The sequence below is a fragment of the Candidatus Contubernalis alkalaceticus genome, from assembly GCF_022558445.1.
GTDB classification, from domain to species: domain Bacteria; phylum Bacillota; class Dethiobacteria; order SKNC01; family SKNC01; genus Contubernalis; species Contubernalis alkaliaceticus.
Window position 1 is genome coordinate 2,715,724 of sequence record NZ_CP054699.1, and the last position, 24,966, is coordinate 2,740,689.

At 41.0% G+C, this 24,966-nt stretch carries 27 protein-coding genes; 5 read left to right on the forward strand and 22 right to left on the reverse strand.

Translation table 11 applies throughout. The features are described 5' to 3' along the window. Positions 1-261: 261 nt before the first annotated feature. On the reverse strand, positions 262-402 hold the full coding sequence (locus tag HUE98_RS13600; protein WP_241421165.1) for a hypothetical protein: 141 nt from the start codon (positions 400-402) through the stop codon (positions 262-264). Between the two features lie 149 nt (positions 403-551). Here HUE98_RS13600 and HUE98_RS13605 point away from each other — a divergent pair, with 149 nt between their 5' ends. Further along, positions 552-2,264 (forward strand): IS1634 family transposase, encoded by a 1,713-nt coding sequence (locus tag HUE98_RS13605; protein ID WP_241420966.1) that lies wholly within the window; start codon positions 552-554, stop codon positions 2,262-2,264. Between the two features lie 153 nt (positions 2,265-2,417). On the opposite strand, the gene HUE98_RS13610 is transcribed toward HUE98_RS13605, so the two are convergent. The 7 genes from HUE98_RS13610 to HUE98_RS13640 form a co-directional block, all read right to left on the reverse strand. After that, positions 2,418-3,377, reverse strand: coding sequence for a hypothetical protein (locus HUE98_RS13610; protein ID WP_241421166.1), 960 nt, complete (start codon positions 3,375-3,377; stop codon positions 2,418-2,420). Continuing rightward, the gene (locus HUE98_RS13615) at positions 3,359-4,171 is read right to left on the reverse strand and encodes a hypothetical protein (protein WP_241421167.1); all 813 of its coding nucleotides are present in this window, start codon (positions 4,169-4,171) and stop codon (positions 3,359-3,361) included. The genes HUE98_RS13610 and HUE98_RS13615 overlap by 19 nt, the downstream gene beginning before the upstream one ends. Beyond that, a complete protein-coding gene (locus tag HUE98_RS13620; RefSeq protein ID WP_241421168.1) occupies positions 4,164-4,643 on the reverse strand; it encodes an anti-sigma factor family protein in 480 nt (159 codons plus the stop codon). The genes HUE98_RS13615 and HUE98_RS13620 overlap by 8 nt, the downstream gene beginning before the upstream one ends. Position 4,644: 1 nt before the next feature. Then, entirely contained in the window at positions 4,645-5,193 is a 549-nt protein-coding gene (locus tag HUE98_RS13625) for an RNA polymerase sigma factor (protein ID WP_241421169.1), read from the reverse strand. Between the two features lie 249 nt (positions 5,194-5,442). After that, positions 5,443-6,033, reverse strand: coding sequence for a class I SAM-dependent methyltransferase (locus HUE98_RS13630; protein WP_241421170.1), 591 nt, complete (start codon positions 6,031-6,033; stop codon positions 5,443-5,445). A 44-nt stretch (positions 6,034-6,077) separates the two neighbouring features. Continuing rightward, entirely contained in the window at positions 6,078-7,187 is a 1,110-nt protein-coding gene (locus HUE98_RS13635; protein ID WP_241421171.1) for an acetylserotonin O-methyltransferase, read from the reverse strand. A gap of 11 nt (positions 7,188-7,198) precedes the next feature. After that, a complete protein-coding gene (locus tag HUE98_RS13640) occupies positions 7,199-8,770 on the reverse strand; it encodes an ABC transporter substrate-binding protein (RefSeq protein ID WP_241421172.1) in 1,572 nt (523 codons plus the stop codon). A 283-nt stretch (positions 8,771-9,053) separates the two neighbouring features. Between HUE98_RS13640 and HUE98_RS18225 the strand changes: the two genes are divergently transcribed. Next, on the forward strand, positions 9,054-9,332 hold the full coding sequence (locus HUE98_RS18225) for a hypothetical protein (protein ID WP_241421173.1): 279 nt from the start codon (positions 9,054-9,056) through the stop codon (positions 9,330-9,332). Between the two features lie 9 nt (positions 9,333-9,341). Here HUE98_RS18225 and HUE98_RS13650 read toward each other — a convergent pair whose 3' ends face one another. The 3 genes from HUE98_RS13650 to HUE98_RS13660 form a co-directional block, all read right to left on the reverse strand. Then, on the reverse strand, positions 9,342-9,683 hold the full coding sequence (locus tag HUE98_RS13650) for a HepT-like ribonuclease domain-containing protein (protein ID WP_241421174.1): 342 nt from the start codon (positions 9,681-9,683) through the stop codon (positions 9,342-9,344). Beyond that, positions 9,670-9,981, reverse strand: a complete 312-nt coding sequence (locus tag HUE98_RS13655; RefSeq protein ID WP_241421175.1) for a nucleotidyltransferase family protein — start codon at positions 9,979-9,981, stop codon at positions 9,670-9,672. Before HUE98_RS13655 ends, HUE98_RS13650 begins: the two co-directional genes overlap by 14 nt. A 545-nt stretch (positions 9,982-10,526) precedes the next feature. Next, entirely contained in the window at positions 10,527-12,239 is a 1,713-nt protein-coding gene (locus tag HUE98_RS13660) for an IS1634 family transposase (protein WP_241420768.1), read from the reverse strand. A gap of 261 nt (positions 12,240-12,500) precedes the next feature. On the opposite strand from HUE98_RS13660, the gene HUE98_RS13665 reads away from it, so the two are divergent. Genes HUE98_RS13665 through HUE98_RS13675 form a run of 3 tightly spaced genes read left to right on the forward strand, consistent with a single transcriptional unit; the run spans position 12,501 to position 14,535 of the window. After that, positions 12,501-12,839, forward strand: a complete 339-nt coding sequence (locus tag HUE98_RS13665; RefSeq protein ID WP_241421176.1) for an ArsR/SmtB family transcription factor — start codon at positions 12,501-12,503, stop codon at positions 12,837-12,839. Then, complete coding sequence (locus tag HUE98_RS13670; protein ID WP_241421177.1) at positions 12,836-13,804, forward strand: ABC transporter ATP-binding protein; 969 nt, start codon at positions 12,836-12,838, stop codon at positions 13,802-13,804. The genes HUE98_RS13665 and HUE98_RS13670 overlap by 4 nt, the downstream gene beginning before the upstream one ends. Then, positions 13,801-14,535, forward strand: a complete 735-nt coding sequence (locus tag HUE98_RS13675; protein WP_241421178.1) for an ABC transporter permease — start codon at positions 13,801-13,803, stop codon at positions 14,533-14,535. The genes HUE98_RS13670 and HUE98_RS13675 overlap by 4 nt, the downstream gene beginning before the upstream one ends. 108 nt (positions 14,536-14,643) lie before the next feature. On the opposite strand, the gene HUE98_RS13680 is transcribed toward HUE98_RS13675, so the two are convergent. The 11 genes from HUE98_RS13680 to HUE98_RS13725 all read right to left on the reverse strand — a co-directional run bounded on the left by HUE98_RS13680 (position 14,644) and on the right by HUE98_RS13725 (position 24,964). Continuing rightward, positions 14,644-14,892, reverse strand: a complete 249-nt coding sequence (locus HUE98_RS13680; protein WP_241421179.1) for a hypothetical protein — start codon at positions 14,890-14,892, stop codon at positions 14,644-14,646. Continuing rightward, positions 14,849-15,088: a radical SAM protein gene (locus tag HUE98_RS18170; protein ID WP_407080264.1), complete on the reverse strand. Its 240-nt coding sequence runs from the start codon at positions 15,086-15,088 to the stop codon at positions 14,849-14,851. Before HUE98_RS18170 ends, HUE98_RS13680 begins: the two co-directional genes overlap by 44 nt. A 34-nt stretch (positions 15,089-15,122) precedes the next feature. Next, complete coding sequence (locus HUE98_RS13685) at positions 15,123-15,530, reverse strand: cob(I)yrinic acid a,c-diamide adenosyltransferase (protein WP_241421180.1); 408 nt, start codon at positions 15,528-15,530, stop codon at positions 15,123-15,125. 7 nt (positions 15,531-15,537) lie between these two features. Continuing rightward, complete coding sequence (locus HUE98_RS13690) at positions 15,538-16,488, reverse strand: hypothetical protein (RefSeq protein WP_241421181.1); 951 nt, start codon at positions 16,486-16,488, stop codon at positions 15,538-15,540. Positions 16,489-16,560: 72 nt separating this feature from the next. Next, positions 16,561-17,292, reverse strand: coding sequence for an ABC transporter permease (locus HUE98_RS13695; RefSeq protein ID WP_241421182.1), 732 nt, complete (start codon positions 17,290-17,292; stop codon positions 16,561-16,563). Positions 17,293-17,294: 2 nt separating this feature from the next. Next, positions 17,295-18,134 carry an ABC transporter ATP-binding protein gene (locus HUE98_RS13700; RefSeq protein ID WP_241421183.1) on the reverse strand — a complete coding sequence of 280 codons (840 nt, stop codon included), beginning with the start codon at positions 18,132-18,134 and terminating at the stop codon, positions 17,295-17,297. Between the two features lie 60 nt (positions 18,135-18,194). Beyond that, positions 18,195-18,896 (reverse strand): vWA domain-containing protein, encoded by a 702-nt coding sequence (locus tag HUE98_RS13705; RefSeq protein WP_241421184.1) that lies wholly within the window; start codon positions 18,894-18,896, stop codon positions 18,195-18,197. Then, a complete protein-coding gene (locus HUE98_RS13710) occupies positions 18,878-19,666 on the reverse strand; it encodes a hypothetical protein (RefSeq protein WP_241421185.1) in 789 nt (262 codons plus the stop codon). Before HUE98_RS13710 ends, HUE98_RS13705 begins: the two co-directional genes overlap by 19 nt. Positions 19,667-19,669: 3 nt before the next feature. Beyond that, complete coding sequence (locus HUE98_RS13715; protein ID WP_241421186.1) at positions 19,670-20,125, reverse strand: AAA family ATPase; 456 nt, start codon at positions 20,123-20,125, stop codon at positions 19,670-19,672. Next, complete coding sequence (locus HUE98_RS13720) at positions 20,125-21,174, reverse strand: ATP-binding protein (protein ID WP_241421187.1); 1,050 nt, start codon at positions 21,172-21,174, stop codon at positions 20,125-20,127. The genes HUE98_RS13715 and HUE98_RS13720 overlap by 1 nt, the downstream gene beginning before the upstream one ends. Before the next feature lies 1 nt (position 21,175). Continuing rightward, positions 21,176-24,964, reverse strand: coding sequence for a cobaltochelatase subunit CobN (locus HUE98_RS13725; RefSeq protein ID WP_241423566.1), 3,789 nt, complete (start codon positions 24,962-24,964; stop codon positions 21,176-21,178). Between the last annotated feature and the right edge of the window lie 2 nt (positions 24,965-24,966).

Sequence of the window (24,966 nt, forward strand, 5' to 3'; positions counted from 1 at the left end):
GTCTAATTATTTTACTCTAACTCCCATTATTACTATAACAAAAGGCTGCTTATCTTACACCGCTAAGCCACGGGGACGTTTCCATCGTCCAAGCCTTCGGACCTCCGCTCTTGCTCCGGTGACGCTGGAAACGTCCCCATGGCACCGCTTATTTTCCAGTTTTCAGGACAGTATTATACACTATGACATAATGTTAGAGTAAACTATATTAACATTATACCAATGATAACATGACAACAGTATGTCATAATTTCCAAAACTCTAAAAAAATGTTTCTTCCACCTGCACATAATCAAAGAAAATTACTTCCACATCACCCTGGTTTACTATGTTTACCCGGTGAAGGCCCGAACCAAAGGATACATTCCCCACAGTTTCGTGGGTTTCGGACTGTGTTTCCATGCTCGGGTCTTTGACAGTTGAATAATGAACACATGTCTTAAAAGCCTTGAAAATAGGGCTTTTTTTATTGCAAATTTGTCAATTTTTCACCTATTTCTATTGAGTATTATTGAGTATTATGTTATAATATAAGGGATTGGGGGGTTAATATGAGATTGTCTATTTCGAAATCAAAAAATTCCACATCTCTTTACGTAATTAAATCAACTTATGAGAATGGTGTACATTCATCAAAGATTGTTGAAAAACTTGGAACAGTTAATGATTTGAGTAAAAAGTTAAACGGCCAGGATCCCATTGAATGGGCAAAGAAATACATAGCAGAGCTGAATCAAAAAGAGAAGGAAGAAAAGCTTGATGTGTTGGTAAAGTACTCACCTTCCAAGGTCATTACGAAAGATGAACAGCGCTCTTTTAACGGTGGTTATCTTTTTCTTCAACAAATATACTATCAACTTGGCCTTCACAAAATATGTAAAGAAATGTTAGGAAAATACAAGGTTACATATGACCTAAACTCCATACTCTCCAGATTGATTTACGGAAGAATAATCTTCCCTTCATCTAAGCTCGCCACTTACCAACTTTCCTCAAGATTTATAGAACAACCTAACTTTGAACTTCAACATATATACAGAGCTCTTGAAGTTATTGCTAAGGAAACGGATTTTTTACAATCATCCTTGTACAACAACAGTTTAAAAGTTTCTAAGAGAAATACTGGTGTACTTTATTATGATTGCACCAATTATTTTTTTGAAATTGAACAGGCAGATGGCGATAAGCAATACGGTCCATCAAAAGAGCATAGACCAAACCCAATCATTCAAATGGGCCTATTTATGGATGGAGACGGTATCCCTCTTGCATTTAGCATCAACAAAGGAAATACAAATGAACAATTAACACTAAAACCCTTAGAAAAGAAAATTCTATCTGATTTTAATCTTTCTAAATTTATCGTATGTACCGATGCCGGTCTAGCGTCCAAAAATAACAGAAAATTTAACGACAGGGAAGAACGAGCATTTATTACAACTCAATCAATTAAGAAATTAAAAGCACATCTAAAAAAATGGGCACTTGATCCAAACGAATGGCACCTCTCTAACGATGTAAAAACCTATGACATCTCTAAACTAGATGATGAGAAAGCTAAAAATAAAATGTTTTACAAAGAACGTTGGATTAAAGAAAATGACCTTGAACAAAAAATCATTGTGACGTACTCTATCAAGTATAGAGATTATCAAAGAAAAATCCGTAATTCACAGATAGAACGTGCACAAAAAACAATAGATTCAAATCCTACAAAAATAAAAAAATGTAATCAGAATGATTGCAGAAGATTTATTAAAAAAACTAATTTTACTCCTGATGGAGAAATTGCTGAAAAAGAAATATACAGTATTGATACAGAGGTTATCGCTAAAGAAGAAGCCTTTGATGGGTTTTATGCTGTATGTACAAACCTTGAGGATGATGCTTCTGAAATAATTAAAGTAAACAATAGACGATGGGAGATTGAAGAATGTTTTAGAATTATGAAAAGTGAATTTAAAGCCAGACCTGTTTATTTAAGCCGTGATGACAGAATAGAAGCACATTTTACAACTTGCTTTATATCCTTAATTATTTACAGATTATTGGAAAAAAAGCTTGGTGAGAAATATACCTGCAGTGAAATAATTAGAGGATTAAAGGATATGAACTTTCATGAAATAAAGGGGGAGGGTTACACTCCAACATATACGAGAACTGACTTTACTGATGATTTACATGAGGCATTTGATTTCCGTACAGACTACCAGATTATAAAAACAAAACAAATGAAAAAAATTTTTAAAGCGACAAAAAAATAAAAACATTACTCACTTTTTTGAATACAAAAAAAGCTTGATAATCCTTGTAAATCAGGGATCATCAAGCTTTTTGCTTGTAACAACTGTCAAAGACGAGATTTTAACATTATACCAATGATAACATGACAACAGTATGTCATAATTTCCAAAACTCTAAAAAAATGTTTCTTCCACCTGCACATAATCAAAGAAAATTACTTCCACATCACCCTGGTTTACTATGTTTACCCGGTGAAGGCCCGAACCAAAGGATACATTCCCCACAGTTTCGTGGGTTTCGGACTGTGTTTCCATGCTCCAATCCACGTTTCCTCTTAAAGAATTTGGGCCGATGACCACAGCGGTAACGGCCAGATCAGCCTGACTGTTAACTCTAAGCCTAACACTGCCTGAAACATCTACCATAAAATGATTGCTCACGGCATCACTATCTATTTCCACAGGATAATAATGGTATGAATTATAGAAATACTGCCTCTTTATTTCTACCAATTTATCCTCCGGCAGGAATACTGTATAGGTAAAATCTGCAGCTCCCAGGTTAAAACTTTTCGCCTGCGGCACATCAGAAAATTGAACATACAGCACCTCCCCCACTTGATCAGCTGTCACTTTTCCTTGAACCGCTAATTCCTCAGCCCTTTCCATACTTTCTGCGGTAACCTGTCCCCTGGCGAAAATAACCAGTTGGCCCTCTTCTCCCTTTTTAAAGTTTATAGGAGCATTAGGAAGAATAAATTCTATCTTTTCTACCGAAGAGGAAACCCTTATTTTTGACTCAGGTGCCACAACAGTATATTCCTGACTGGCTATAGCAGCCGTTACCCTGGGAATAAGCCCAATACTGGAAACTGTATACATACCAAGGCTGAAAATCCCTGTAACAAATATTAAAAACATGCTCAAAAGATCATACTTTATTTTTGGATGCTCTTCCTTAGATAGAAAAAGATATACAACTACCTCTAATCCTAATATAATTAGCACTACCGGCCACCAGTCTAATATAAGATTGATAACCGGTGTCTGCTGTATAAGTGCCGCCAGCAGCAGGATACCAAAAGAGATCAAAAGCACTCCCATAGACATGCTGCCTACTCGCCACTGTCGCATAAGTTAGCACCTCCATTATTTTCTTCAGATTCCTCTTCTTTATTTCCTGCCAGCATCTTAACCCCGCCAATAATAAATAGTAAAGCTGTCAACCCGGTCCGGAGGTATTGGCTTACTCGCCAATGAATAAATTCTTGGATGAAGGGAACGGCTATGCGGTTAAAGATTAAAATAACGCCAATCCCTATTAATCCATATCCAATAACCCTGTCTCTGGAAATAGACCGGCTTCTTTCCACATTGATCCAAGACAAGAGCAGTATATCTTCATCTACTAAAGGCTCCTGGCTGGACACCTTCTTTAAGGTATCAAACACCCCAAAAAACCAGATGATAGGCAGGGCAAACATCAGGAAACTTAATTGAAGAAAATCGATAATAAAAATAACAAAGAAAAACATAGTCATTAACTGTATCCCCTGCTTTTGCAGTTCAAGATACATATGTCCAGCCCCTGGAATTATAGACAGCATCATGGCAATAATCTTTCTGTTCTGTTTTTCCAGCTCTATATGAACTGATTGGTTCTGTTCATATTTATCTTCTACCCCATATTTATTAATTCGGTCAACTAATATCATGCTGTCCACCATGGCAACCAGCCATATAAACGGTAAGAAAATAAGTAAAATCTGACCGGCATAAAAAAGTTCATGTATAATAAAGCTAGCTAATATAGTTCCAGCTACTGCAAAAAGAAAGATTAAACCTCGAACAGTATAATTCAAATAGACTTGGCCCAGGCCGGGAATAATAGACAGTATAAAGGTTAACAGTTTACTTTTCTTATTCAAGCTCTTCACCCCTCTTATCTTGATTACTTAATTCCACCGTCACAAAATCTAACAAACGCTCCGACCAACCACTTGCTAAGAAATCAGTCTGATTCGTAGAATCTACCATTTGATAAGTTGTTTTGGGCACATAATGACCAATCGAGTCAAACACCCCACAGCTGAGAAATACCAATGTAATACAGGCGGCCGCAGTATAGAATATAAGGATATTGGAGGATCTGGATCTTTTTTTCTTTGATTTTTCCGGCACTTTCATCTCTAAAATTTTAAGTTTTGCCATTACATTATCAGTAAAACCAGCACTTACTAAGCTGTCCCCTTCAGCCAATTCAGCTGCCTCTACTGCAGATAAATATTCTTTCAGGCAGCTATCACAATCAACTAAATGGTCTTCCATCTCAGTCTGCTGCTTTATTCCAATTTCTCCATTAATATAAAGCTGCCACTCTTTTTTACTGTAATGTTTCATTTTATCCCCCCTCCTCCCTATACTGCCGCATGAGCTTTTTTGCCCGGTAAAGCCTGGATCCAACGGTCCTTATGCTTACCCCTTCTTCATCCGCTATTTTCTGATAGCTTTTAGCTTGTATAAAGTGTTTTATCATTACATTATGGTATTTTTCCGGTAAACGGTTAATCAGCCTTTCCATATTTTCTAACTCTTCTTTTCTGATAATTCTATCTTCCAATAAATCTTGTTTTGATAAATCCTGGTTTAAAAGCTGATCAGATAGACTCAACTGTCCTTCCTTCTCCTTCATACGCTTTCGCTTGAAATCGATTGCCTTATTGGTGGCAATCCTACCAATCCAGGTCTTAAAACCTTTAAATTGATACTGGGGCAGGGAGCGGTATACCTGTATGAAAGTCTCTTGGGCTATATTTTCTGCTTCTTGATAATCTCTTATAATATTAAGTATAATGGCAAAGACAAAGGCCTGATATATATCAACTATTTCCCTGAAAGCTTCCTGGTCTTTTGCTAAAGCTGCTTTGATGAGATTGTCCTCTGATTTCATAGCTCCCTCCTTCCCCCTCTATTATAGACGTAAAAAATGAGCAAAACACTGCAACTTTTTAAAAAAATTATGGAAATATACCTGATGTCCCCGTGACACCCATGGCACCACTTATTTACCAGTTTTAGCTGTAGTATTAGTCAAAAAAAAACGAAACCAAAGTTTACTCTGGTTTCGTTACTCTAATATATTTCGTATTTCGTTTTTCCTTTTTAAAAAAAGCATTTGAATTGCCCTAACTATATTTCTTTAACATTTACCGGCGGTCATCAGGTAGAAAACTGGACCATCCTGTATTTCTATTTTCTCCATTTTAGCCTCCCGGATTAAAACAGCCATCTCTTCATCATCGGGAAGCATATCCTTTGAAACTGGACCATCCAAGCTGCTGTGAAACTTGTTCAATTCATCCCGGGTAGATGTGTGAATAATATGCAGCCTGCCGCCTTTTTTCAAAATGCGGCTCATCTCCGCCATCGCCTTTGGTTTGTCGGAAAAATGAGGAAAAGCAGAGTTGCAGATAACCCTATCAAAAGATTCGTCTGAAAATTTCAATGAATGAACGTCAGCTACCAGAAATACTGCTTGACTGCCATACTTTTCCCTGGCTTTGGCTACCATCTCTGGAGCATAATCCAGGGCTACCAGCCTGCCGCCAAAACCAACGACTTCTTTCAACCAGGGTACAAGTACCCCTGTTCCGGTGCCAACATCTAAAACACTACTGTTTTCAGGTATATTAAGCCTTTTGATAATATCAGTTAAGATTTTAACCTTTTCATCTGTCAACATAGAATCCCATTCAGCTGCCAGATTATTAAACCATTCCCTATTTTCCATTTTTCACGCCTCCCAATTACTGTAATATTAAACAAGGGAATAATTCAATTCTTTACAGCAATTATAATTTTTGAATCTAATGTGTCCCCAATCTTAGACAAGGGATAACCAGCAAAAGCAGGCGCATCAATTACTTTTTCTACAACAAAATGTTCTTTTAACAGCTCCATGTATTCCTCATAAGATAGATCTCCTTCAAAACTGTATACTTTGTTTCCCTTGGAAATACCTTCAAAAGCAGTTAAATTCCACTCTATATCCAGTAAAATATTTTTCGATTCTTCCTTTTTACTATAAAAGCTGTGTTTATTGACAAAAATACCTCCAGCTTTTAAGCTCTCAAATATTTTTAGAACAAGTTTTGAATTCTTTCCCCCAGGATTAGAGGCTAAAAATATAATATCATAGTCATTCCCTATACTGTCTTTAAAAAAGTTTCCAGGAATAACCTCCACCCTATTGGCATTGTATTTCTCAATGTATTTCTTTGTATCCTCAATAACATTTGGGAAATCATATATATACGCCTGCAGATTAGAATTTAACTTAGAAAATGCTATGGCATATAAACCATGACCTCCTCCAAGATCAAGTAATTTATTCGCTTTCTTGAATTGAGGCAGCTCTGTAACAATACTTACAGTTCTCTGCATTTCCCCACATAAAGCTTCCTCTGCTAATGAATGGATTAGATTGTCTGCAAAAAATACTTCTTCTCGCATTTTAACTGAACCATTTTTTAGTGTATTGGTGAGATTTTGCCACAACACTAAACCATTCTGTATATTTTCAAAAACACTTCCCTGGTAAAAAGGTGAATCAGAAAGCAAATATAAATTACTAACTTCAGTATTTTGGTAAATTCCATTATCTTCTACCACTAATCCCAGCATCTTTAGACCTTGACAGATCTTAAAAACAAAATTAAAATCAATTTTCAACTGTTGAGTAAGATCTGTTAAAGTGGTTGGATGAATTAAAATTTTAAACATCCCAATATTTATAGCAGTTAAAAGAATATGATATTTTTTAAAGCTGCTTGAATAATTCTCCAAAATCTCATATAAAGGTTCAGCATTAATATATGGTTCCTCACAAAAAAACTTCAAATGAAACTCGGCTTCCAGACTGTTAAACAATTTCTCATTTTCCATTATTTGCCTCCCTATTCAATGGTAATTCCCATAAGATTCAGCCATGGATCCTCGGCGCTGATCTGATAGTCCTTTACATTGCTGCGGGCAGCTACCACTTTCTCCTCATGGATGAGATAAACAGCGGGCACAAACTCCATTAGATGCCGTTGGGCCTGTTCATATACCTCCCATTTCTCCTCCTCGGTTAAATCAGCTGATTCCCCCCGCATCACCAGTGGATCATATTCCTCGTTGGCATAATGGCTGAAAGGATGATGAGACGTATGCATTTTTAAATGATGCGGATAATCTCCCCAGGTTAAGTATCCGGTCCTCACTAAAATGTCAAAATCTCCTCTTTCCTCCGCCTCAGATTCTGCCCCGGATTCCATAATTAATAACTTCAAATCAATCCCTACTTCTCTCAGCTGCCCCTGAATCGCTTCAGCACTAATTTTTTGGCGGGGGCTCCAGGCAGAGAGAATGGCAGTCAACTCCAGAACTGTACCGTCTTTTTCCAATATTCCATCTCCATTTTTGTCTTCCCAACCCGCCTCATCTAAAATCTCTCGGGATTTTTGTGGGTCAGGCTGTATCTTAAGGTCAGTATTGCTGTACTTCATAACGGGGGACAGGGGACGGCCCATAGCCGGCACCCCAATATCAACCAACAATTCACTTACAATGGATTCCGTATCTATTGCCAGTGAGATGGCCTGTCTAATCCTATAGTCATCCAGAGGAGCCTTCTTAGTGTTGAACTGAAGAAAATCGGTAAAGGTGGAAAGTTTTGTATTTATTTCAATCTCAGGGTTTTCTCTTAATCGCTCAGCATCCGACTCATTCAGCTTCAAAGCCATATCCACCTGGCCAGCCTCCAAAGCCATCACTCGAGTAGAGGGATCAGGGATAACCTGAAAAATTACCTTATCCAAAGTTGCTTTTTCTCCCCAGTAATTCTCGTTCCTTACCACAATTACTTCCTGATCCGTAATATGTTTTTCCAGGGAAAAAGGCCCGGTGCCGGAAGGGCCCTTAAAACTGCCGCTGTCGTCATAGCTGGCAGGGCTCATTATTGGCCAGGCCACGTGAGTCAGGTAGGTAGGAAGGTCCACCACCCGGCTTAGCACAAAGGTGACTGTATGCTCATCTTCTGCTATGATTTCCTCCACCGGAACAGTAGTCCTGGCAGCATAAGATTCTTCATCGTAAGAATGAATTACTGCTTCTGCATTAAAGGGTGTCCCATCGTGAAACTGAACCCCTTCCCTCAAGTAAAAAGTCCATACCTTTCCACCCTCTGAGGCCTCCCAAGAGGTGGCAAGACCCGGTATCTGATTTAGTTCTGTGTCCAGACGCACCAATGTTTCAAAAATCTGTGACCAAACAAAGCGGGAATCTCCTCCCGGAAAGTTAACCCTTTCCCAGGTCATGACATCAGAAGAAATGGCAACTGTAAGTTCCTGGGAAACTTTTTCTATTTCATCTTCTGCTTTCTTTTCCGCTGCAAGCTCCGAATCATTTCCCCCACAACCCACTATGGAAATTAAGAAAAACAATACCGCAAAAATAATTAATACTCCTTTTTTATAAACCTTCAACTAATTACCCCCTTTATAAAATTTATAATTTATAGAATAAAAAAGCAAAAAGGCCCCTTGTATAAGGAAGCCTTCATGGCTTTGATTATTAGATATTATTATTTTTCTATTTCCAGATCTTTTAATATCTTAGAAAATAATATTTTTATTATCATCTAACACAGGGATAGCAACGTTGTGTTACTATTCTAGTTCTCGTGTCATACTTTCGACTTCCTTCATTGTAATTCCTTCTTTTTTTCTATGAAGAAATATTTAAGGTCTCAAAACCGGGCCGTAAAAAATGGGGTTTAACGAATTTAGAAATGCCTGGTCATCTTCCGCAGCACTTTTTATACTTTTTCCCGCTGCCGCAGGGACAGTGGAACAAATTCAATATCTAAAAGTGCTCCTGCTACCGATGTGCTTGCGTTGGGAAAAAGCATCCCAGGGAAAAGCGGCTTTCTTTGCCGTGTTTGCATGGCGAAAGAGGATTAAACTACCAGGCATGATTTTTTCCGAAAAAGGGGTAGGGGCTGCCTCCAATACCGGCATTAACGTGGAGAGCGTATTTTCTACATAAATATTGACCTTATTCCTCTAATCTTACAATATTCCTAAGCTCTTTTAGTAGAGGTGGAATATCATTAGTGATAGTTTTCCATACAATGTCCAGGTCAACATCATAATATCCATGTATCAAGCGGTTTCTCATTCCTGTAATGGAATTCCAGGGGATACCGTCGTGTTTATTCCGGAAGTTGTTGGAAATTTTGCTGGCTGCTTCACCTATGATTTCTAACAAATGAACAACTGACAAACTCAACATTTTATTATTTTCCAAATCATTCCGGCTTTTTCCTGATGTAAAGTTCAATATGTCTGTTGAAGCATCTATCATGTGTTTAATTCTTACTAAATCAGGATTCAACATGAAGCGCCTCCGCTGTTTCTAAAACCTCATTGCGAAAATAACGGCTCAAGTCATTAGGAGTTCTCAGGTCTACTTTCCGACCGCCGAAAATAAGAGAAAGTTCTTCCTCCATATCAACTAATTTAAAGAAGCCTGGAATAAATTCCTTATAAAATTCAACAAGTATATCTATATCACTCTCCGGCTTAAGATCACCACGTAAGGCAGAACCATAAATAGAAAGCTTTTTAATATTGTGTTTACGGCAAAATGAAACAATATCTTGCTTAGGTATATTTATTTTTAATTTTTTGATCACTTTTAACACTCCCTTCATTTTTTATACAGAAATACTGCAGTTTAAAGTTTTTTGCTTGCCCTATAAGCACATAAATTCCGAGCCTAATAGTGCTAATAGCAATTATATTATACATTATTTACCATAGGAACGCAATGGAAGGCACAGGCAAATACAGATATATTAGTGATATTTTTCCACAACACTGTGCAGATACAATCACCGGCACCGGTTAATTTCATCCCTGATAAACTTCCCGTGCTTTGGGCTTCAGTTTTTTTGTTTCTGATCAGCACCCGCAATATTCAAAGGAAGTGGATTTTTTTAAAAAACCAGCTGTATTTGTCAGGTGGGCTAAAGCGAACCAAATTAAACAGATAGTCGTTAGTAATGTGGAAAGGTTTCAGCTCGAAACTCTAAAGCTCACATATTTACGTTTGAGCTCTTGATAATTACAATTAAGTATGCTCCCGTATTTGACACTTGATAGAAATAAAAATCCTGCAACACCTTGATATTAGGGTATTTGCAGGATTTCATGTTAATGTAAAAAGTGCGTAATGTTTTTATGATTTTGTACTTTTAAAAATTTTTTTCATCATACTTGTAGTAACAATCTGATAGTCAGTGCGAAAGCCAAAAGCTTCATGTAAGGCATCAGTAAAATCTGTTCTTGTATATATTGGTTCATAACCTTCACCCTTAATTACTTTGAAATTCATTTCGCGCAATTCACTAATAATTTCATGACATGTAAAATTTTCACTAAGCTTCTTTTCCAGTAATCTATAAATAATTAATGATATAAAGCAAGTGTTGAAATGTGCTTCTATCCTATCATCATTACTTAAATATACAGGTCTTGCTTTAAACTCGCTTTTCATAATTCTAAAACATTCTTCTATTTCCCATCTTCTATGATTCACCTTAATTATTTCAGTGGCATCATCATCAAGATTGGTACAAACCCCATAAAAACCATCAAATGCTTCTTCTTTTTGGATAAGAACGGTATCAATATGATATATTTCATTTTCTGCAACTTCACCGTCTGGAGTGCAGTTTGTTTTATGAATAAATCTTTTGTAATCGTTTTGCCTGCATTTCTTTATTTTTGCAGGGTTAGTATCTATTGTTTTTTGAGCTCGTTCTATTTGAGAATTGCGGATTTTGCGCTGATAATCCCTGTATTTAATGGAGTATGTTACAATAAGTTTTTGCTCAAAACCGTTCTCTTTAATCCAGCGCTCCTTGTAAAAGACTTTGTTTTTATCCTTATTCTCATCAAGTTTGGAGATATCATAAGATTTCATATCTCCCGAACGTTGCCAGCCATCTGTAGCAAGTGCCCATTTTTTAAGGTGTTTTTTTAATTTTTTTATAGACTGGGTTGTAATGAAAGCTCGATCATCCTTATCATTAAACTTTCGATTAGCCTCAGAAGCAAGACCGGCATCGGTGCAGACGATAAACTTAGAAAGCTCAAAATCGGATAAAATCATCTTTTCTAAAGGTTTTAATGTGAGCTGTTCATTCATATTTCCCCTATTAATACTAAAAGCAAGAGGAATACCGTCCCCATCCATAAATAGACCCATTTGAACAATAGGGTTTGGTTTATGCTCTTTTGATGGGCCGTATTGCTTTTTGCCTTCTTCTTGTTCAATTTCAAAAAAGTAATTGGTGCAATCATAGTAAAGAATACCGGTATTCCTCTTGGAAACCTTTAAACTGTTTTCATATAATGAGGATTGTATAAAATCTGTTTCCTTAGCCAAAACTTCAAGAGCTCTATATATTTGATGGAGATCAAAATTCGGCTGCTCTATAAACTTCTTAGAAAGTTGATAAGTCGCGAGTTTTGAAGAAGGGAAGATAACCCTGCCATAAATCAGTCTGGAAAGAATTGAATCCAAATCAAAATTGAATTTATACTTCTGAGTTATTTTCTTACAAATCTTATGTATTCCGAGTTCATAGTAAATTTTTTGCAGGAAAAGATATCCACCGTTAAAAGAGTGCTGTTCATCTTTGTTGATCAGTTTTGAGGGAGAATATTTAACCAGCACTTCTCGTTTTGTTTCTTTTTCTTTCTCGTTAAGCTCCTCAATATACTTTTTTGCCCATTCAATGGGATCTTGGCCGTTTAATTTTTTCTCTAACTCTGTAATGGTTCCGAGTTTTTCTACAATTTTAGTAGTGCGCTTATTCTTTTCAATAACATCTTTTATTACATAAAGTGAAGTGGCATTTTTAGATTTTGAAAACGATAATCTCATAAAGTCAACTCCTCCAATCCCTTATATTATACCACATTACGAGGCATTACGAAAGATAAACTTGGCAAATTTGACAAAAAAAATAAGCCTTTTCAAAGGCTTGAGCGATTTTTTATTATTAAACTGTCAAAGACCCGTAATGTGGAAAGGTTTCAGCTCGAAACTCTAAAGCTCACATATTTACGTTTGAGCTCTTGATAATTACAATTAAGTATGCTATTATTTATTTTAGCATTAGCTTAATTAAAATGAGGTGATTTCTTGTCGGAACTGATTACAATCCTGAAGGCTCTTTCTGATGAAACCCGCTTTGCCCTAATCCAACTGCTTCTGCAGCATAATTACTGCGTAGGGGCACTGTCAAAACAGCTGAATATCACGGAATCCGCCGTATCCCAGCATCTGAAAGTGCTGAGAACGGCAGGCATTGTCAAGGGAGAAAAAAGAGGATACTATACTCATTATTACGTAGATCGAGAACTCCTTAGAGAAGCTGCCTCCAGCATTGTTACGCTCTCAACCCTGGCCCCTGCAGAAAACAAGTGCAGGAAAAACACTATTAGCAATCAGCCGTGCTGTAAAGAGGGGGATCCCATTTGAATATTATAGAGGCGGCGCAGCTAACAAAAAACTATAACGGCTTTACCGCCGTTAAGAGAGCAAGTTTTTCCGTTACAAAAGGGGAAATTTTCGGGTTTCTAGGCCCCAACGGGGCTGGGAAAACCACCACCATAAACATGCTGACCGGGCTGGCCAGGCCCTCCTCCGGCTCGATCCAAATGGCAGGGGAAGACGGTATAAAAGACATAAAAAAAGTTCAGCAGCTCATAGGTATTGTTCCGGACGAAAGCAACCTGTACGATGAAATGAGCGGACTGGACAACCTGATCTTTTGTGCGTCTCTATATGGAATAGATAAGGTGAAAAGAGAAACCCGAGCCAAACAACTTTTGGAGCAGTTTGGCCTGACAGATACGGGCTCAAGGCCTTTTAAGGCTTATTCCAAAGGGATGAAAAGGAAGCTGACCATTGCAGCCGGCATCATTCATGAACCGGAGATTCTTTTTTTGGATGAACCCACTACCGGCATTGACGTGGAGAGCGCCCGGCAGATCAGAAAACTGGTCTTAACCCTCAATAACAGCGGTACAACCATTTTTTTAACTACCCATTATATAGAAGAGGCCGAAAGGCTCTGCCACCGCATTGGATTTATTGTAGGTGGGGAAATCGTAAAAATCGGGACAACCGGTGAACTCATGCAGGAAGCACAGAGGGAGAACGCGGTGGAATTTGTTTTCGATAATAATACCGCCCCCTTAAACCAGTCTTTAACCGATGCCTTTCCGGATATCCGTGTCCATAAATTTAACGAGAATGTGATTCGAATTTTCTCCAGGGATAAGATAGACCTTATGCCTTTTATGAAACACTTTGACGAAAAAAATGTTCTGGTCAGGGAAGCCAGGATCATCCGGCCTTCATTAGAAGAAATCTTTGTAAAAGTAACCGGAATTAAAATAGCTAACATGAAGAAAGAAAAAGAAGGGGGCAGGAAAAAGTGAAAAAATACATAGCCTTTTGGAGCATACTGATGAAAGATATGAAAACCTACTACCTAAAACCGCCCAATATCAGCTGGGGGCTTATATTCCCCTTTGCCTGGACCCTTATGTTCTTTATCCGCTCAGAAAGTGCCGTAAATATCAGGGAGATTTTACCGGGAGTTATGGCTTTATCCGTATTATTCGGTACCACCTCCATGCTGGCCGTAACCATCACCTTTGAACGGAAAAGCCGGTCCTTTGAAAGGCTGCTGCTGGCGCCCATCAGCCTGAATCTTCTCATGCTGGCCAAAACCACGGGAGCCATCATCTTTGGAGTACTGAATGCGCTGGTCCCGGTGTTCTTTGCCTCATTTTTCATTGACCTGTCCGGCATCAACTGGACAACAGCTTTTTTCAGCATACTGTTCATTGCCGTAACCTCTACCTTCCTGGGCCTCTTTATCTCCGTATCCGTCAGCGAGGTCTTTGAAGCCCAGACCTTTTCCAACTTTTTCCGCTTTCCCATGATATTTCTCTGCGGCCTGTTTCTCCCCATTCAAAACCTGCCGGCCCTGATCCGGCCCCTTTCTTATGCCCTGCCCCTGACCTACGGTGCAGATATTCTAAAAACTGCAATTAACGGAACCGGTTTTATTTCACCCCTGATAAGCTTCCCGGTGCTTCTCGGCTTCAGCCTTTTTCTGTTTCTGGTCAGCACCCGCAATATTCAAAGGAAGTGGATTTATTAGCCCCTGATATATAAATTATTTTTTGGATAATTAATTTTATTGCACAAAATAACCTGAAGGATTTTGATGAATTCAAATGTTCCCACAGGGTACCATAGAAAAAAACAGCTAAAGGATTCCCAGCTTTTCCCGCTCTACTATCTCAAAAGCTGTTTTTCTTACCGCGCAGTCCTGGTATGAAAAATGATGGGTTGGCTCATTGAGAATGGCCCGGGCGGGGAAGCCCCTGGGGCAGAAAGCATTGAACCTGCATTGTTGGCACTCTAATGACCGCTGGTTTTTTATGTTTATCCCTTTAAATTCTAATGCAGGGTTACCAACGGTCCCTATATGAAGATATCTGCCGGACCAGTTCAAAATTTAAGAGGGGCTCTCCCCCCGAAAGCTGCACTTTAAAAGGGTTAGGAATACTGCCCAATACCTTTTTTGCTGTATCAAAGGACATATAGGTTTGTTTTTCCCCTGCCCGAGCATAACAGTATTTACACCTTAGATTACAGTCACTGGTCAGCCAGAGAACTACGTAAGATAAATTGTTAATGATTTCTGGCACCCCTTTTGAAAAAATACGCAGGTTTTAATAATCACTAATACTCTATTCCCCGACGGCTCTTAACCCCACTTTTTAAAGGATGTTTCACCGCATTGTTTTCTGAAACCAGGTCCGCTGCTTCAATTAATTCCGGAGGTATCCCTCTGCCGGTAAAGACCAGCTCAACCCTGGACGGTTTTAGTTTAATCAGTTCCAGGCCGTGGGAAACCTTCAGCAAGTCAAATCTCAGGGCATTTCCAAATTCGTCCAGGATAACCAGATCGTATTTTCCTCCGGTTAGAACCTCCCGAGAAAATTCATAAACCATCAGGGCATGCTCTCTCTTTTCCTCCACATTGCTCTGGCTGTTAAAACAGTCCCCCTCACAATCACCGCAGTGCATAAACCCGCTGCGAATCATGGAGGAGTAAGGACAGCCCTTGCCGAACTGAAAAAAATACAATTACTTATTATCCAACTTGCAGCACTATAACCAATAAGCCGATGTACACAACTTCGTTAAGGAAAAAAGAGGTTAGGGCCAGTTTGGCACCCAACCTTAAGCCGTATACTCCAACATAATAAGCACCGGAATACTTTAGTAAAAATACCGGAGAAGCTAAGATACTTGACCAAAGCATAGTTTTTACCGCCTGGATCAAAGTCATGTCCCCTCCCTGAAAACATGTCCCCAGAGATGTGAGCCCTATAACAGTATTGGTCATATAAGCTGCAATGCAGGCTGTGCTGCAGGGGGGCAATCCCAGAACTTCAACATTTATAGGCAGGGAATCAAAAACCCCCAGGGAAATAAGCTGAAAAAACACCAGTGCAGTAAGGGGTATGGTTAAGGCCATACGTCTTAAAGACGTCACACTGCTGATCATACTGCGCTTAAGGATCTCCCAATAGTTTTTTGGTGAGCTTTCCTGTTCATCCTTTCGAAGTTCACCGGTTTTTGCTATCTCGGGCAGCGTGAACCTGCCCAGGAATATGATTACCATAACCACTATAATTACACTAATGGTATGCACAGAAAGATATATAGACCCCAGAACCATCCCCAACAGGGGCAGGGCCACGGGGATATAAAAGGTAAACATCTCTCTTATATGAAAGGGTATATAGAAAGTAAGGGCCGAAAGAAAAGCCTGCCGTTCGTCAATTAATCCCTGATCCCGAAAGTTTATCAGCATGGCCCCGGCAGAATAGGCGCTGCCAAAGCTGGATACAAAGGGCACGGTAACTTCTTGGGGCAGATGGAAAAAACGGCCGAAAAAATAACCTGCCGGCGCCATAATTTTTTTAAAAAAGCCCAATTCTAAAAGAATATTGGCAAACAACATGCCCGGAATAATGAGAGCAAAAATCCTTACACTGAACAGAATAACTTCCCAAATAATTTCTATCTGTGTTTCCATCCCCGAAGCCCCCAGTTAATACGTTTTTCCTGTTATTAGAGATTTCAATATGCTTAGATGATAAGAGGTTTTTCACTCCACCCGCAGAGTAACTTTAACGGCTGCCCAAAAGAAAATTACCGCAAACCCCAGCATAATCCATAGGGATGCCCAGGGAAACGGGTTTTCCAAAACTACTGCCCTAAGCGCCTTGCTGGCATGGGTTAAAGGCAGGAAATTAATAAGCACATTGACTCCCGAAGGTAAATCATCGATGGAAAAGAAGGTGTTACTCAAAAAAGACATGGGAACAATAACAAAAGAAGTAAAAGATCCCATATCTTCGTGGGAATTAATAATCATCCCAGCCAAAACCCCCAGGGAAGCAAATAAAAAGCTGTTTAACAGCATTACCAGCCAGAACAACGGAGGCATGATTAACTGAGCTCCGAATAAAAATGAAAGCCCCAATACAATGATGGAGGCGAATATCCCCCGGCCGCATCCTGCAGCTACTTCTCCTAAAACAACGGAAACAGGGCTGATGGGGGCTATGACAAATTCTTCATAGGTCTTATAATATAGACGGCTGATATTTAAGGGGACGGCCACACTGTTAAAGCTTACGCTCATGGAGGTTAAAGCAATAATCCCTGGGACTACAAACTGCATGTAGCTTCCTCCTTCAACACTGATGCTTCGTCCCAGCCCCCACCCAAAAGCTACCATATATAGCAGAGGGCTGACTAAAGTAGAGCCTAATATTTTCCAAAACCTGCTCTTAAATATCTGCCATTGTCTCCAAAAAATAGTATGCCAATCCATGCTTATTCACCCACCTTATGATCCGTCAATTTTATGAAAACGTCTTCCAGATTAGATTCCCGGATGATAACCTTCCCTGCTAATTCTCCCGCAGTTTTAGCTGCCGTCTCCCGGTCTGGGAAAAATTGATAGCTGGTATCTCCATTTATAATATTTTCAATAACCACATCCCCTACCTGGTGCCTCAGCTCCTCCGGGGTTCCCAGAGCAATCAACTTCCCTTTATCAATTAATCCCACCCGGCTGCACAGAGTCTCCGCTTCTTCGATATAGTGAGTGGTTAGAAGCACTGTTAATCCCAGGTCGTTCATCTTCCTTATTAAAACCCATATTTTTCTTCGGGAATGGGCATCCAAGCCCACGGTGGGTTCATCCAGGAACAGAATCTGAGGCCGGTGAAACATGGCTCTGGCAATCATCAGCTTTCTTTTCATTCCCCCGGACAAGACCATAACCCGGTCCCGGGCTCTTTCCTCCAGCTGGGTAAAAGCCATAAGTTCCTCAATTCGCTTACTTCGCTCCTGCTTGGGAATCTTATGAAGCCGGCCATGTAATTCCAGGTTGTCCCATAGGGTTAAATCCCCGTCCAGGTTTATATGCTGGGGCACCACCCCAATCTGTGCCTTAACCCCGGTCAGCTGACGGGTCAGGTCCAAATTATTAATTATCACCTTCCCGCTTGTAGGGCGGGCCAGAGTGGTCAACATCCGGATAATAGTGGTTTTGCCGGCCCCGTTAGGGCCCAGCAAACCAAATACTTCACCCTTTTCTATAAATAAATCTACGTTATCCACTGCAGTAAGTGAATTAAATTTTTTGGTAACCCCCTGTAACTCAATCAAAAAGTACCCTCCTCTGTCTTTTGACAATTTTCGGTCTTAGCTACTGCTTCACTATTCTCATCATCTCAAAAAGCTTCTAACGGCCCCTTCTATTTCCTGGGCCCTTAAATCCTCTAGTTTATAGTATCTAGCTTCCATCACCTCTGCCAGTTCTTTAGCCAGCCCCAACTCAATAAAATCATTTTCACTGTCGATAACCAATCCATTAATCCCTTCAGCCCTCATTTTTCTACCCAGTTCTTTAGCCTCCTCCACCGGATCTCCCCCCTTCAGGGATACGTTGGCCCTTCCGTCGGACACCAAAACCAACACCGGCACCATGTCAGGATCTTTAACTTTTCTAGATTTAAGTATCTCATACCCTAGAGCCAGCCCTGCAGCCAAAGGGGTTTTTCCCCCCGTGGGCAGCTCTTTTAAGTTTTTGTTGGCCAGATGTACGCTTCGGGTAATTCCCAACAACATTTCCGCGGAACTGTTTCGAAAAGCCACCAGTCCTACCATATCCCTTTTCTGGTAGGCATCATTTAAAAGAGATAAAATAGCCGTTTTGGTAGCCTTCATACGTTGATTAGCTCCCATGGAACCGCTGGCATCAACCACAAACAGCAGTGTATTGCCGATTTTCTTTTCCCGGACTTTCTCTCTGAAATCACATTTTTCAATGATAATAGCACTGCCGCTGCTTTTTCTGCTCTTTTGAAATACGGCTGCCGCTCTCAATGTGGCGTCAAAAGCCAGGTCTATCAGCTTATCTCCCGGCATCCGGTAGCGAATGTACCTTCCCTGACGGGAAGTGGTTTTAGTCCTGCTCCTTCTGCCGCTGCCTCCCTGATTTTTCTTTCAAAAGGATCAATCCCAATGGTGCTCACTCTAAAAGCCTCTCCGGGTTCCTCCACCAGGCCTTCCGGACTGGGAATTGTCTGCTGTTCCTGTTTTCCCTGGTTTTCTGGAAAACCTTGTAGATCTTCAGGCTGCTCCCCATGATTTTTCGGTCCATCAGGCTTCACTTCCTGCTCCCCGGCAGTCGGATCGATGTCCTGCTGGTTATCTTGGCCCTGCTTATTTTCTTCCTCCTCTGTCTCCATTTCCTCCGGCGGCTGCTCCTGCTCCATTTCCTGAGACTGATTTTTATTCACCGGAGGGGAGCAAACCCTATGGGGTAAAGCCAGCTCCGCTGCATCCTTTAAATCCTCCAGGGTAATATTAAGGCGATGCTGTAATGCTGCAATAGTACGGGCGGTTTCCACCATTACTAAATCTGCCCGATGCCCCTGGCAGTAAGCCTGCTGAGCAATTTCTGCTGCCATTTTGATAATATTTTCGGAAACCTCCACCTGTTCCAGAAACTTTTGGGCAGCATATATTTTTTCCGTAAGATCTTTTTGCTGGGTTTGGTACTTATTTTTAAACTGCTCAGGAAACTGCTCATATTCCAGGCGCCTTGAAATCACCTGCTTTCTTTCCTCTACCTCCTGCTCTCCTTTAACTTCTACATAAAGGGCGAAACGATCTAAAAACTGAGGATTCAGCATCCCTTATTCAGGATTCATAGTCCCCACCAAAACAAACTCCGCCTTGTGGGAACAGGAGATCCCCTCCCTTTCCACCACGTTGATTCCCGATTGAGCAGTATCCAGCAGACTGTTTACAATATATTCACTGAGCAGGTTTACCTCATCTACATAAAGGATATTTCCATCTGCATTGGCCAGGATACCTGGTTCAAAATATTTACCTCCAGTAGCGATAGCTTTTTCAATATCGATGGTCCCAATCAAACGATCCTCCGTCACATTTAAAGGCAGGTCAACCACCTTCATTCCCGCAATCAGCCCCGACAAGCCCCTGACCAAAGTAGACTTGGCAGTACCTTTCTGCCCGCTTATTAAAACCCCACCGATTTTAGGATTAACGGCATTTAAGAGCAGCGCCTGCTTCACTTTTTCCTGACCCACTACCGCAGAAAAGGGGAAAACATATTCCCGGGACATTAAGCAATGCTCCTTTCCTGATAATCCTTTACAATTCCTTCCACTTTTGAAAACTCCAACATTCCATCTTCAAAGGGCCTTCTTCTCATGCGGTGGGGCAGGACCAGCGCTGAGGCTTCCAACAAATGCTCTGCAGTTATTTCCCTCTGGTCGTTAAAAGCAGCAATGGTAAGGGCTGTTTTAATCATATTGATATCTGCCCTGTGTCCGTCAACCCCCATTTCAATAGAGATTCTAGCTGATAACTCCAATATTTGATCCGAAAATACCACCTTTTTTAAATTTTCTCTGGCTTTTAGAATCTGCTCTCCCAGTTCAGACTGCTCTTTTTTATACTTCAAATCAAATTCCGAAGGATTTTTTTCATAATCCAACCTTCTTTTGATCACTTCAACTCTCTGCTTCGTTTCCCCCTCTCCCCGGACATCTACGGCTAACCCAAACCGGTCCAGCAACTGAGGGCGCAAATCTCCCTCTTCAGGGTTCATGGTCCCCACTAAAACAAAATTTGCCGGGTGACAGTAGGAAACCCCTTCCCTTTCAATGGTATTCACCCCCATGGCGGCGGAATCCAGCAGAACGTCTACCACATGGTCATCCAGCAGGTTCACTTCATCTACATATAAAATGCTGCGGTTTGCTTTAGCCAAAATCCCCGGCTCAAATTTCTTTTCCCCTTTTTTTATGGCATGCTCAATGTCCAGGGTGCCCACCACCCGATCCTCCGTAGCGCTGACCGGCAGGTCTATTACCATCATCTTCCGGGTGCTTTCCGGAAGGGTTTCTCCCTTTTTGCTCCTCTCCAGACAGCTCTGGCACATGGTGCTTTTTTCCCGGGGGTCACAGCCGAAAACACAATCTTCTATTACTTTCATTTCCGGGAGCAGATCCGCCAGGGCTCGTACCGCCGTAGACTTTGCAGTACCCTTTTCTCCCCTGATGAGTACCCCTCCCAGGGCAGGGTTAATAATATTTAAAATAAGTGCCTTTTTCATCTGTTCCTGCCCCACGATAGCACAGAAGGGATAGGTATTTTTTTTGTTTTTCATGTCAGTCTCCTTTCCCGATTGAGTTTAAATCATTTGTTTTAAAAAGCTTTTCCACGCCTTCCAGCTTTTCCTTCCATTCTTCAACCTCTGCATCATTGATAACCTCAATGGTACCGGCTTGTATTTCCCCTTGGTTCTCTCCCAGACGTTCCTCCAGGTCTCCCTCCAGCTTCAGGTAATTGCTCTTTAATTTTTGCAGTACCACGGAATCTGCCTGCCATTTTTCCCGCTGAAACAATTCCAAAAATCTTCGAGCGATTTCCTCAGCAGAAAAAGGGTTGTGTTCTAAAAACCACTCCCTCATTTCATCATCGTTTACATACTCCTCCACCAGCCGGTCCAGTACCGTGTCAGGAAATATTTCAGTTACGCACTGCCACTCAAAAACATTCTGCATCCTCTGCATCAGTTCTGAAGCTCCCAGATACCCTTTCTCCTTAACACTTTCTTTCCATAAGGGATTGAACAGCTTTTCCTCCAAGTTTTCCTGCATCTTTTCTTCTAGGCTGCTGACTTTTATTTCTTCGGGATTTTCCCGGGAACCATGATACTGCTTCAGTTCTTTGCCATGCATGACTTTCTTAACCAGGTTGAACCCACCCTGAACCGAAGCACCAAATCCCGAAGACAGGATATCACAACGTTTGGAAGTAGTAGTATCATACGCCAACTGAGCAGCTTTTACATTTTCTACAAATTCCAGGGCTGCCGGCTGTCCCGCCAGGGCATTCCCATAGGCATAGGAGGAAAAATATACGAAAGTTTTAGCCAGGTCCCTTTCATTTTTCCAAGCACTGGCTTTTAAAGCCAGATCCACTCCAGCGCCGTAAGTGCCCGGCCGGTCCCCGAAAATGCGAATTGTGGACTGTCTTGTCAATTCCCAAGCCTCCCCGGATTTCTTTAACACCTGAGCAATCTGCAGAGTATGCTTCCTCACAAAGTTTAACTCCTCCGGTTCAGGCAGCGCTGCTGCCTTACAAACGGCAGAATCAATAAATCCCAAAGCCTGGGGATAACAGTCCCGCAGTATGCCGGAAACCCTGATCGTTACGTCAATCCGGGGGCGATTTAACTGTTCCAAAGGAATAACCTCCAGATTCACTACCCTGCCTCTGGGATCCCAAACCGGCTTCATACCCATTAAATATAGAGCTTGAGAAAGCTGTTCCCCTTTAGTCCGGGAAATGTCTAAGGATATCATGTTCATAGCAATTTTTTCAGGGTATTGCCCCTCATCCTCTATATATCTCTGGATCAGCTGTTCAGCCAGGCTGCTTCCCACCTCCCAGGCAGCCCTGGTAGGAACCTTTTCTATATCCATGAGATAAAAATTTCTGCCGGTTGGGATGATATTTTTCCCGTTGTCATCAGGCATACCGCAGGGTCCCGGAGGAACATATCTCCCCTCCAGGGACTGACAAAGATTTGTTATCTCCTGGGGGATTAACTGTAATTTATTAAATATTTCCTGAACTTCTTTTCCCAAATTGTCAAATGCATGTGCCAAATCGCTATTTAAATCCTGTGAACATAATGATTTAGCCGTCAAACTTCCCAACTTCCGGCAATTTAAAGTCTTCTCAATAAATTTCATTAAAAAAAGCTGCAGTTGGTAATCCTGCTCCCAATATTTTCTTAAGAGTTCCATAACCTTCAAATCAGACTGCACCACTTCCCGGATATAGCTGCAGGCATCTTCAAAGGCTAATTCTCTGCCAAAGACATGGGTTTTTTCAGTTCTGGGACGGCAGACCGACTGGACTAAGCTGTTTTTTAATTTTTCCAAACTCTCAAGAAAGGGACCTTCCCCCTGCATAATTTCCTGGGCCCCGGGAATCAAGGCGATAAGTTCCCTTATCCGCTGCTCCATTACCGGAACCTGCTGGCTCTTCATACACAAAACTTCCCGGTATTCATTGGCTAAATCCACCAGCTCCATTACTTCTTTTTTCTGAAAACTACAGACCGGCGGCAGATGATCTATAATTACCGCACTGGTCCTCCTTTTAGCCAATATTCCTTCGGTTCCAACCCCGGCATTATAAATATATAGATTGGGAAGATTGCCTAAAACAATATCCGGAAAACAACTTTTGGAAAGTGCGTTAGACTTTCCCGGTAAAAACTCTACACTGCCGTGGGCACCTACATGTAAGACAGCATGGGCTTTGTAAATATCCTCTATATACTTAAAAGCAGCCAGGTATTGATGGGGCGGCGGACAGCTGGGGTCCTGTAGGATCTTGCAGACCTCTCCGGTGCATTTAGCTCCGTAACATCCTCGTTTAGGCTCCACTAAAACAGTAACATTTCCAAACTTTATTCCAGTAATAATTAACCGGCCGTCATAAACCATCCCTTCACCGGGAGGCGGCCCCCAAAATTCCTCCATCTTTTTTCTGCACTGTTCCTCCAGTTCTTCATAAAAACCAAGGTAGCCATCACTTCCCTCCATAGGCATAGAGTAAAGACAGCCGCCGCTGGCTATGATGTCTTCCACCGAAGTCCAGCGAAAATCGCTGTAGGCTTTTTTCTCCATAATCATCTTATGCAGCTGACTGCCGTCCCCGGGGAGGTTTTCTACACTCCAACCGTTTTTTTGCAGCTCCCTCATAACCCCAACAGTACTCTCAAAAGCATCCAATCCTGCCGCCATGCCCACTGTTGCTTCCACCCCTGAGCAGGGGGCATTATGGAGGATAATAACCAGTTTTTTTTCATGGTTGGGAGTTTCTCTCAAGTAAATCCAATTTTTAACCCTGCTGGCAAATTTATTTATTCGGTCCAAAATAGGAAGGGATTTTCCATTCTCTTCCCTGCAGCCCAGAATCATGGGTTCAATCATACCCTGCATTTCCGGCACTGTAAAACACCAGGGAATCTCCATTGTCAGTCCTTGAGGGCTTTCTTCCCAGCGTTCCCTGCTGCTAAAAAAACTGATTAAAGGCCTAAACAAAGGAATATCCAGCTGCTGCATTTTATCCACCGCCTGCTGAAACACATCTCCTCCGGCCCCAACGGTTCTCAGCACAAAAACCTGGAGATTAATCAGACCCTCTATAACTGGCCGGCCCTGAAAAGAGAAGTAAGCTCTCACCATCCCATCAAAGTCTTTTGTTTTTAGTTCTGAGTCCCAATAACCATAAGTAAAAACCGGGATTACCTTTAAGCCATTATTTTCCAACTCATTAATCAAGGCTTTTTCCACTTCTAAATTATTGGAGATCCAGCTGCTGCGATGAATAATTAAACCCACCCAAGGGCCTTTCCCGCAGCAGGGGCGGTTTTCATACCACCGGGTAAAACTCTCCAGGGAATCATAAACAAGTTCAGAGTCAGGGTGAAAAATTCCCTCCAGAGCAACCCCTTCAGGTTCAACTACCCCCTGGACGTCTATACCCCACAACTTAACCCCTATATAATGAAGGGCATTTTTCATATTTTGGGGCCCGCCATAAATGAAATAGCGATTTTTCTCACTGATAACCTGTAAATCTGCATTATATATATGATTTTGAATCAATTCAGAACCGATTGGAATCACCGGTATATCCCCCGCCGACTCCTTTATGTCCTGACAAAAATTATCGGAAGCGGTATGCCAGGCATGGTCAGTAATAATTACTGCCTGAGCCTTTTCTCTAACAAAATCAATGATTTCCTTTCTCTGATCTGTGTTATTGATAAGGGCTGCCGAAAAAAATTTTATACTTATGTTTTTTACAAGCTCTGCAGCTTTCATTAATTCTTCCTGTTCAAAATCCAACCCCACAGCAGCAATAATGTGCATTT

Coding starts and splice junctions, on each gene's coding strand:
- HUE98_RS13600 (WP_241421165.1), bottom strand. CDS start 402: ATGGAAACACAGTCCGAAACCCACGAAACTGTGGGGAATGTATCCTTT.
- HUE98_RS13605 (WP_241420966.1), top strand. CDS start 552: ATGAGATTGTCTATTTCGAAATCAAAAAATTCCACATCTCTTTACGTA.
- HUE98_RS13610 (WP_241421166.1), bottom strand. CDS start 3,377: ATGCGACAGTGGCGAGTAGGCAGCATGTCTATGGGAGTGCTTTTGATC.
- HUE98_RS13620 (WP_241421168.1), bottom strand. CDS start 4,643: ATGAAACATTACAGTAAAAAAGAGTGGCAGCTTTATATTAATGGAGAA.
- HUE98_RS13625 (WP_241421169.1), bottom strand. CDS start 5,193: ATGAAATCAGAGGACAATCTCATCAAAGCAGCTTTAGCAAAAGACCAG.
- HUE98_RS13630 (WP_241421170.1), bottom strand. CDS start 6,033: ATGGAAAATAGGGAATGGTTTAATAATCTGGCAGCTGAATGGGATTCT.
- HUE98_RS13635 (WP_241421171.1), bottom strand. CDS start 7,187: ATGGAAAATGAGAAATTGTTTAACAGTCTGGAAGCCGAGTTTCATTTG.
- HUE98_RS18225 (WP_241421173.1), top strand. CDS start 9,054: ATGGGGTTTAACGAATTTAGAAATGCCTGGTCATCTTCCGCAGCACTT.
- HUE98_RS13650 (WP_241421174.1), bottom strand. CDS start 9,683: ATGTTGAATCCTGATTTAGTAAGAATTAAACACATGATAGATGCTTCA.
- HUE98_RS13660 (WP_241420768.1), bottom strand. CDS start 12,239: ATGAGATTATCGTTTTCAAAATCTAAAAATGCCACTTCACTTTATGTA.
- HUE98_RS13690 (WP_241421181.1), bottom strand. CDS start 16,488: ATGGAAACACAGATAGAAATTATTTGGGAAGTTATTCTGTTCAGTGTA.
- HUE98_RS13695 (WP_241421182.1), bottom strand. CDS start 17,292: ATGGATTGGCATACTATTTTTTGGAGACAATGGCAGATATTTAAGAGC.
- HUE98_RS13705 (WP_241421184.1), bottom strand. CDS start 18,896: ATGCCGGGAGATAAGCTGATAGACCTGGCTTTTGACGCCACATTGAGA.
- HUE98_RS13710 (WP_241421185.1), bottom strand. CDS start 19,666: ATGCTGAATCCTCAGTTTTTAGATCGTTTCGCCCTTTATGTAGAAGTT.
- HUE98_RS13715 (WP_241421186.1), bottom strand. CDS start 20,125: ATGTCCCGGGAATATGTTTTCCCCTTTTCTGCGGTAGTGGGTCAGGAA.
- HUE98_RS13720 (WP_241421187.1), bottom strand. CDS start 21,174: ATGAAAAACAAAAAAAATACCTATCCCTTCTGTGCTATCGTGGGGCAG.
- HUE98_RS13725 (WP_241423566.1), bottom strand. CDS start 24,964: ATGCACATTATTGCTGCTGTGGGGTTGGATTTTGAACAGGAAGAATTA.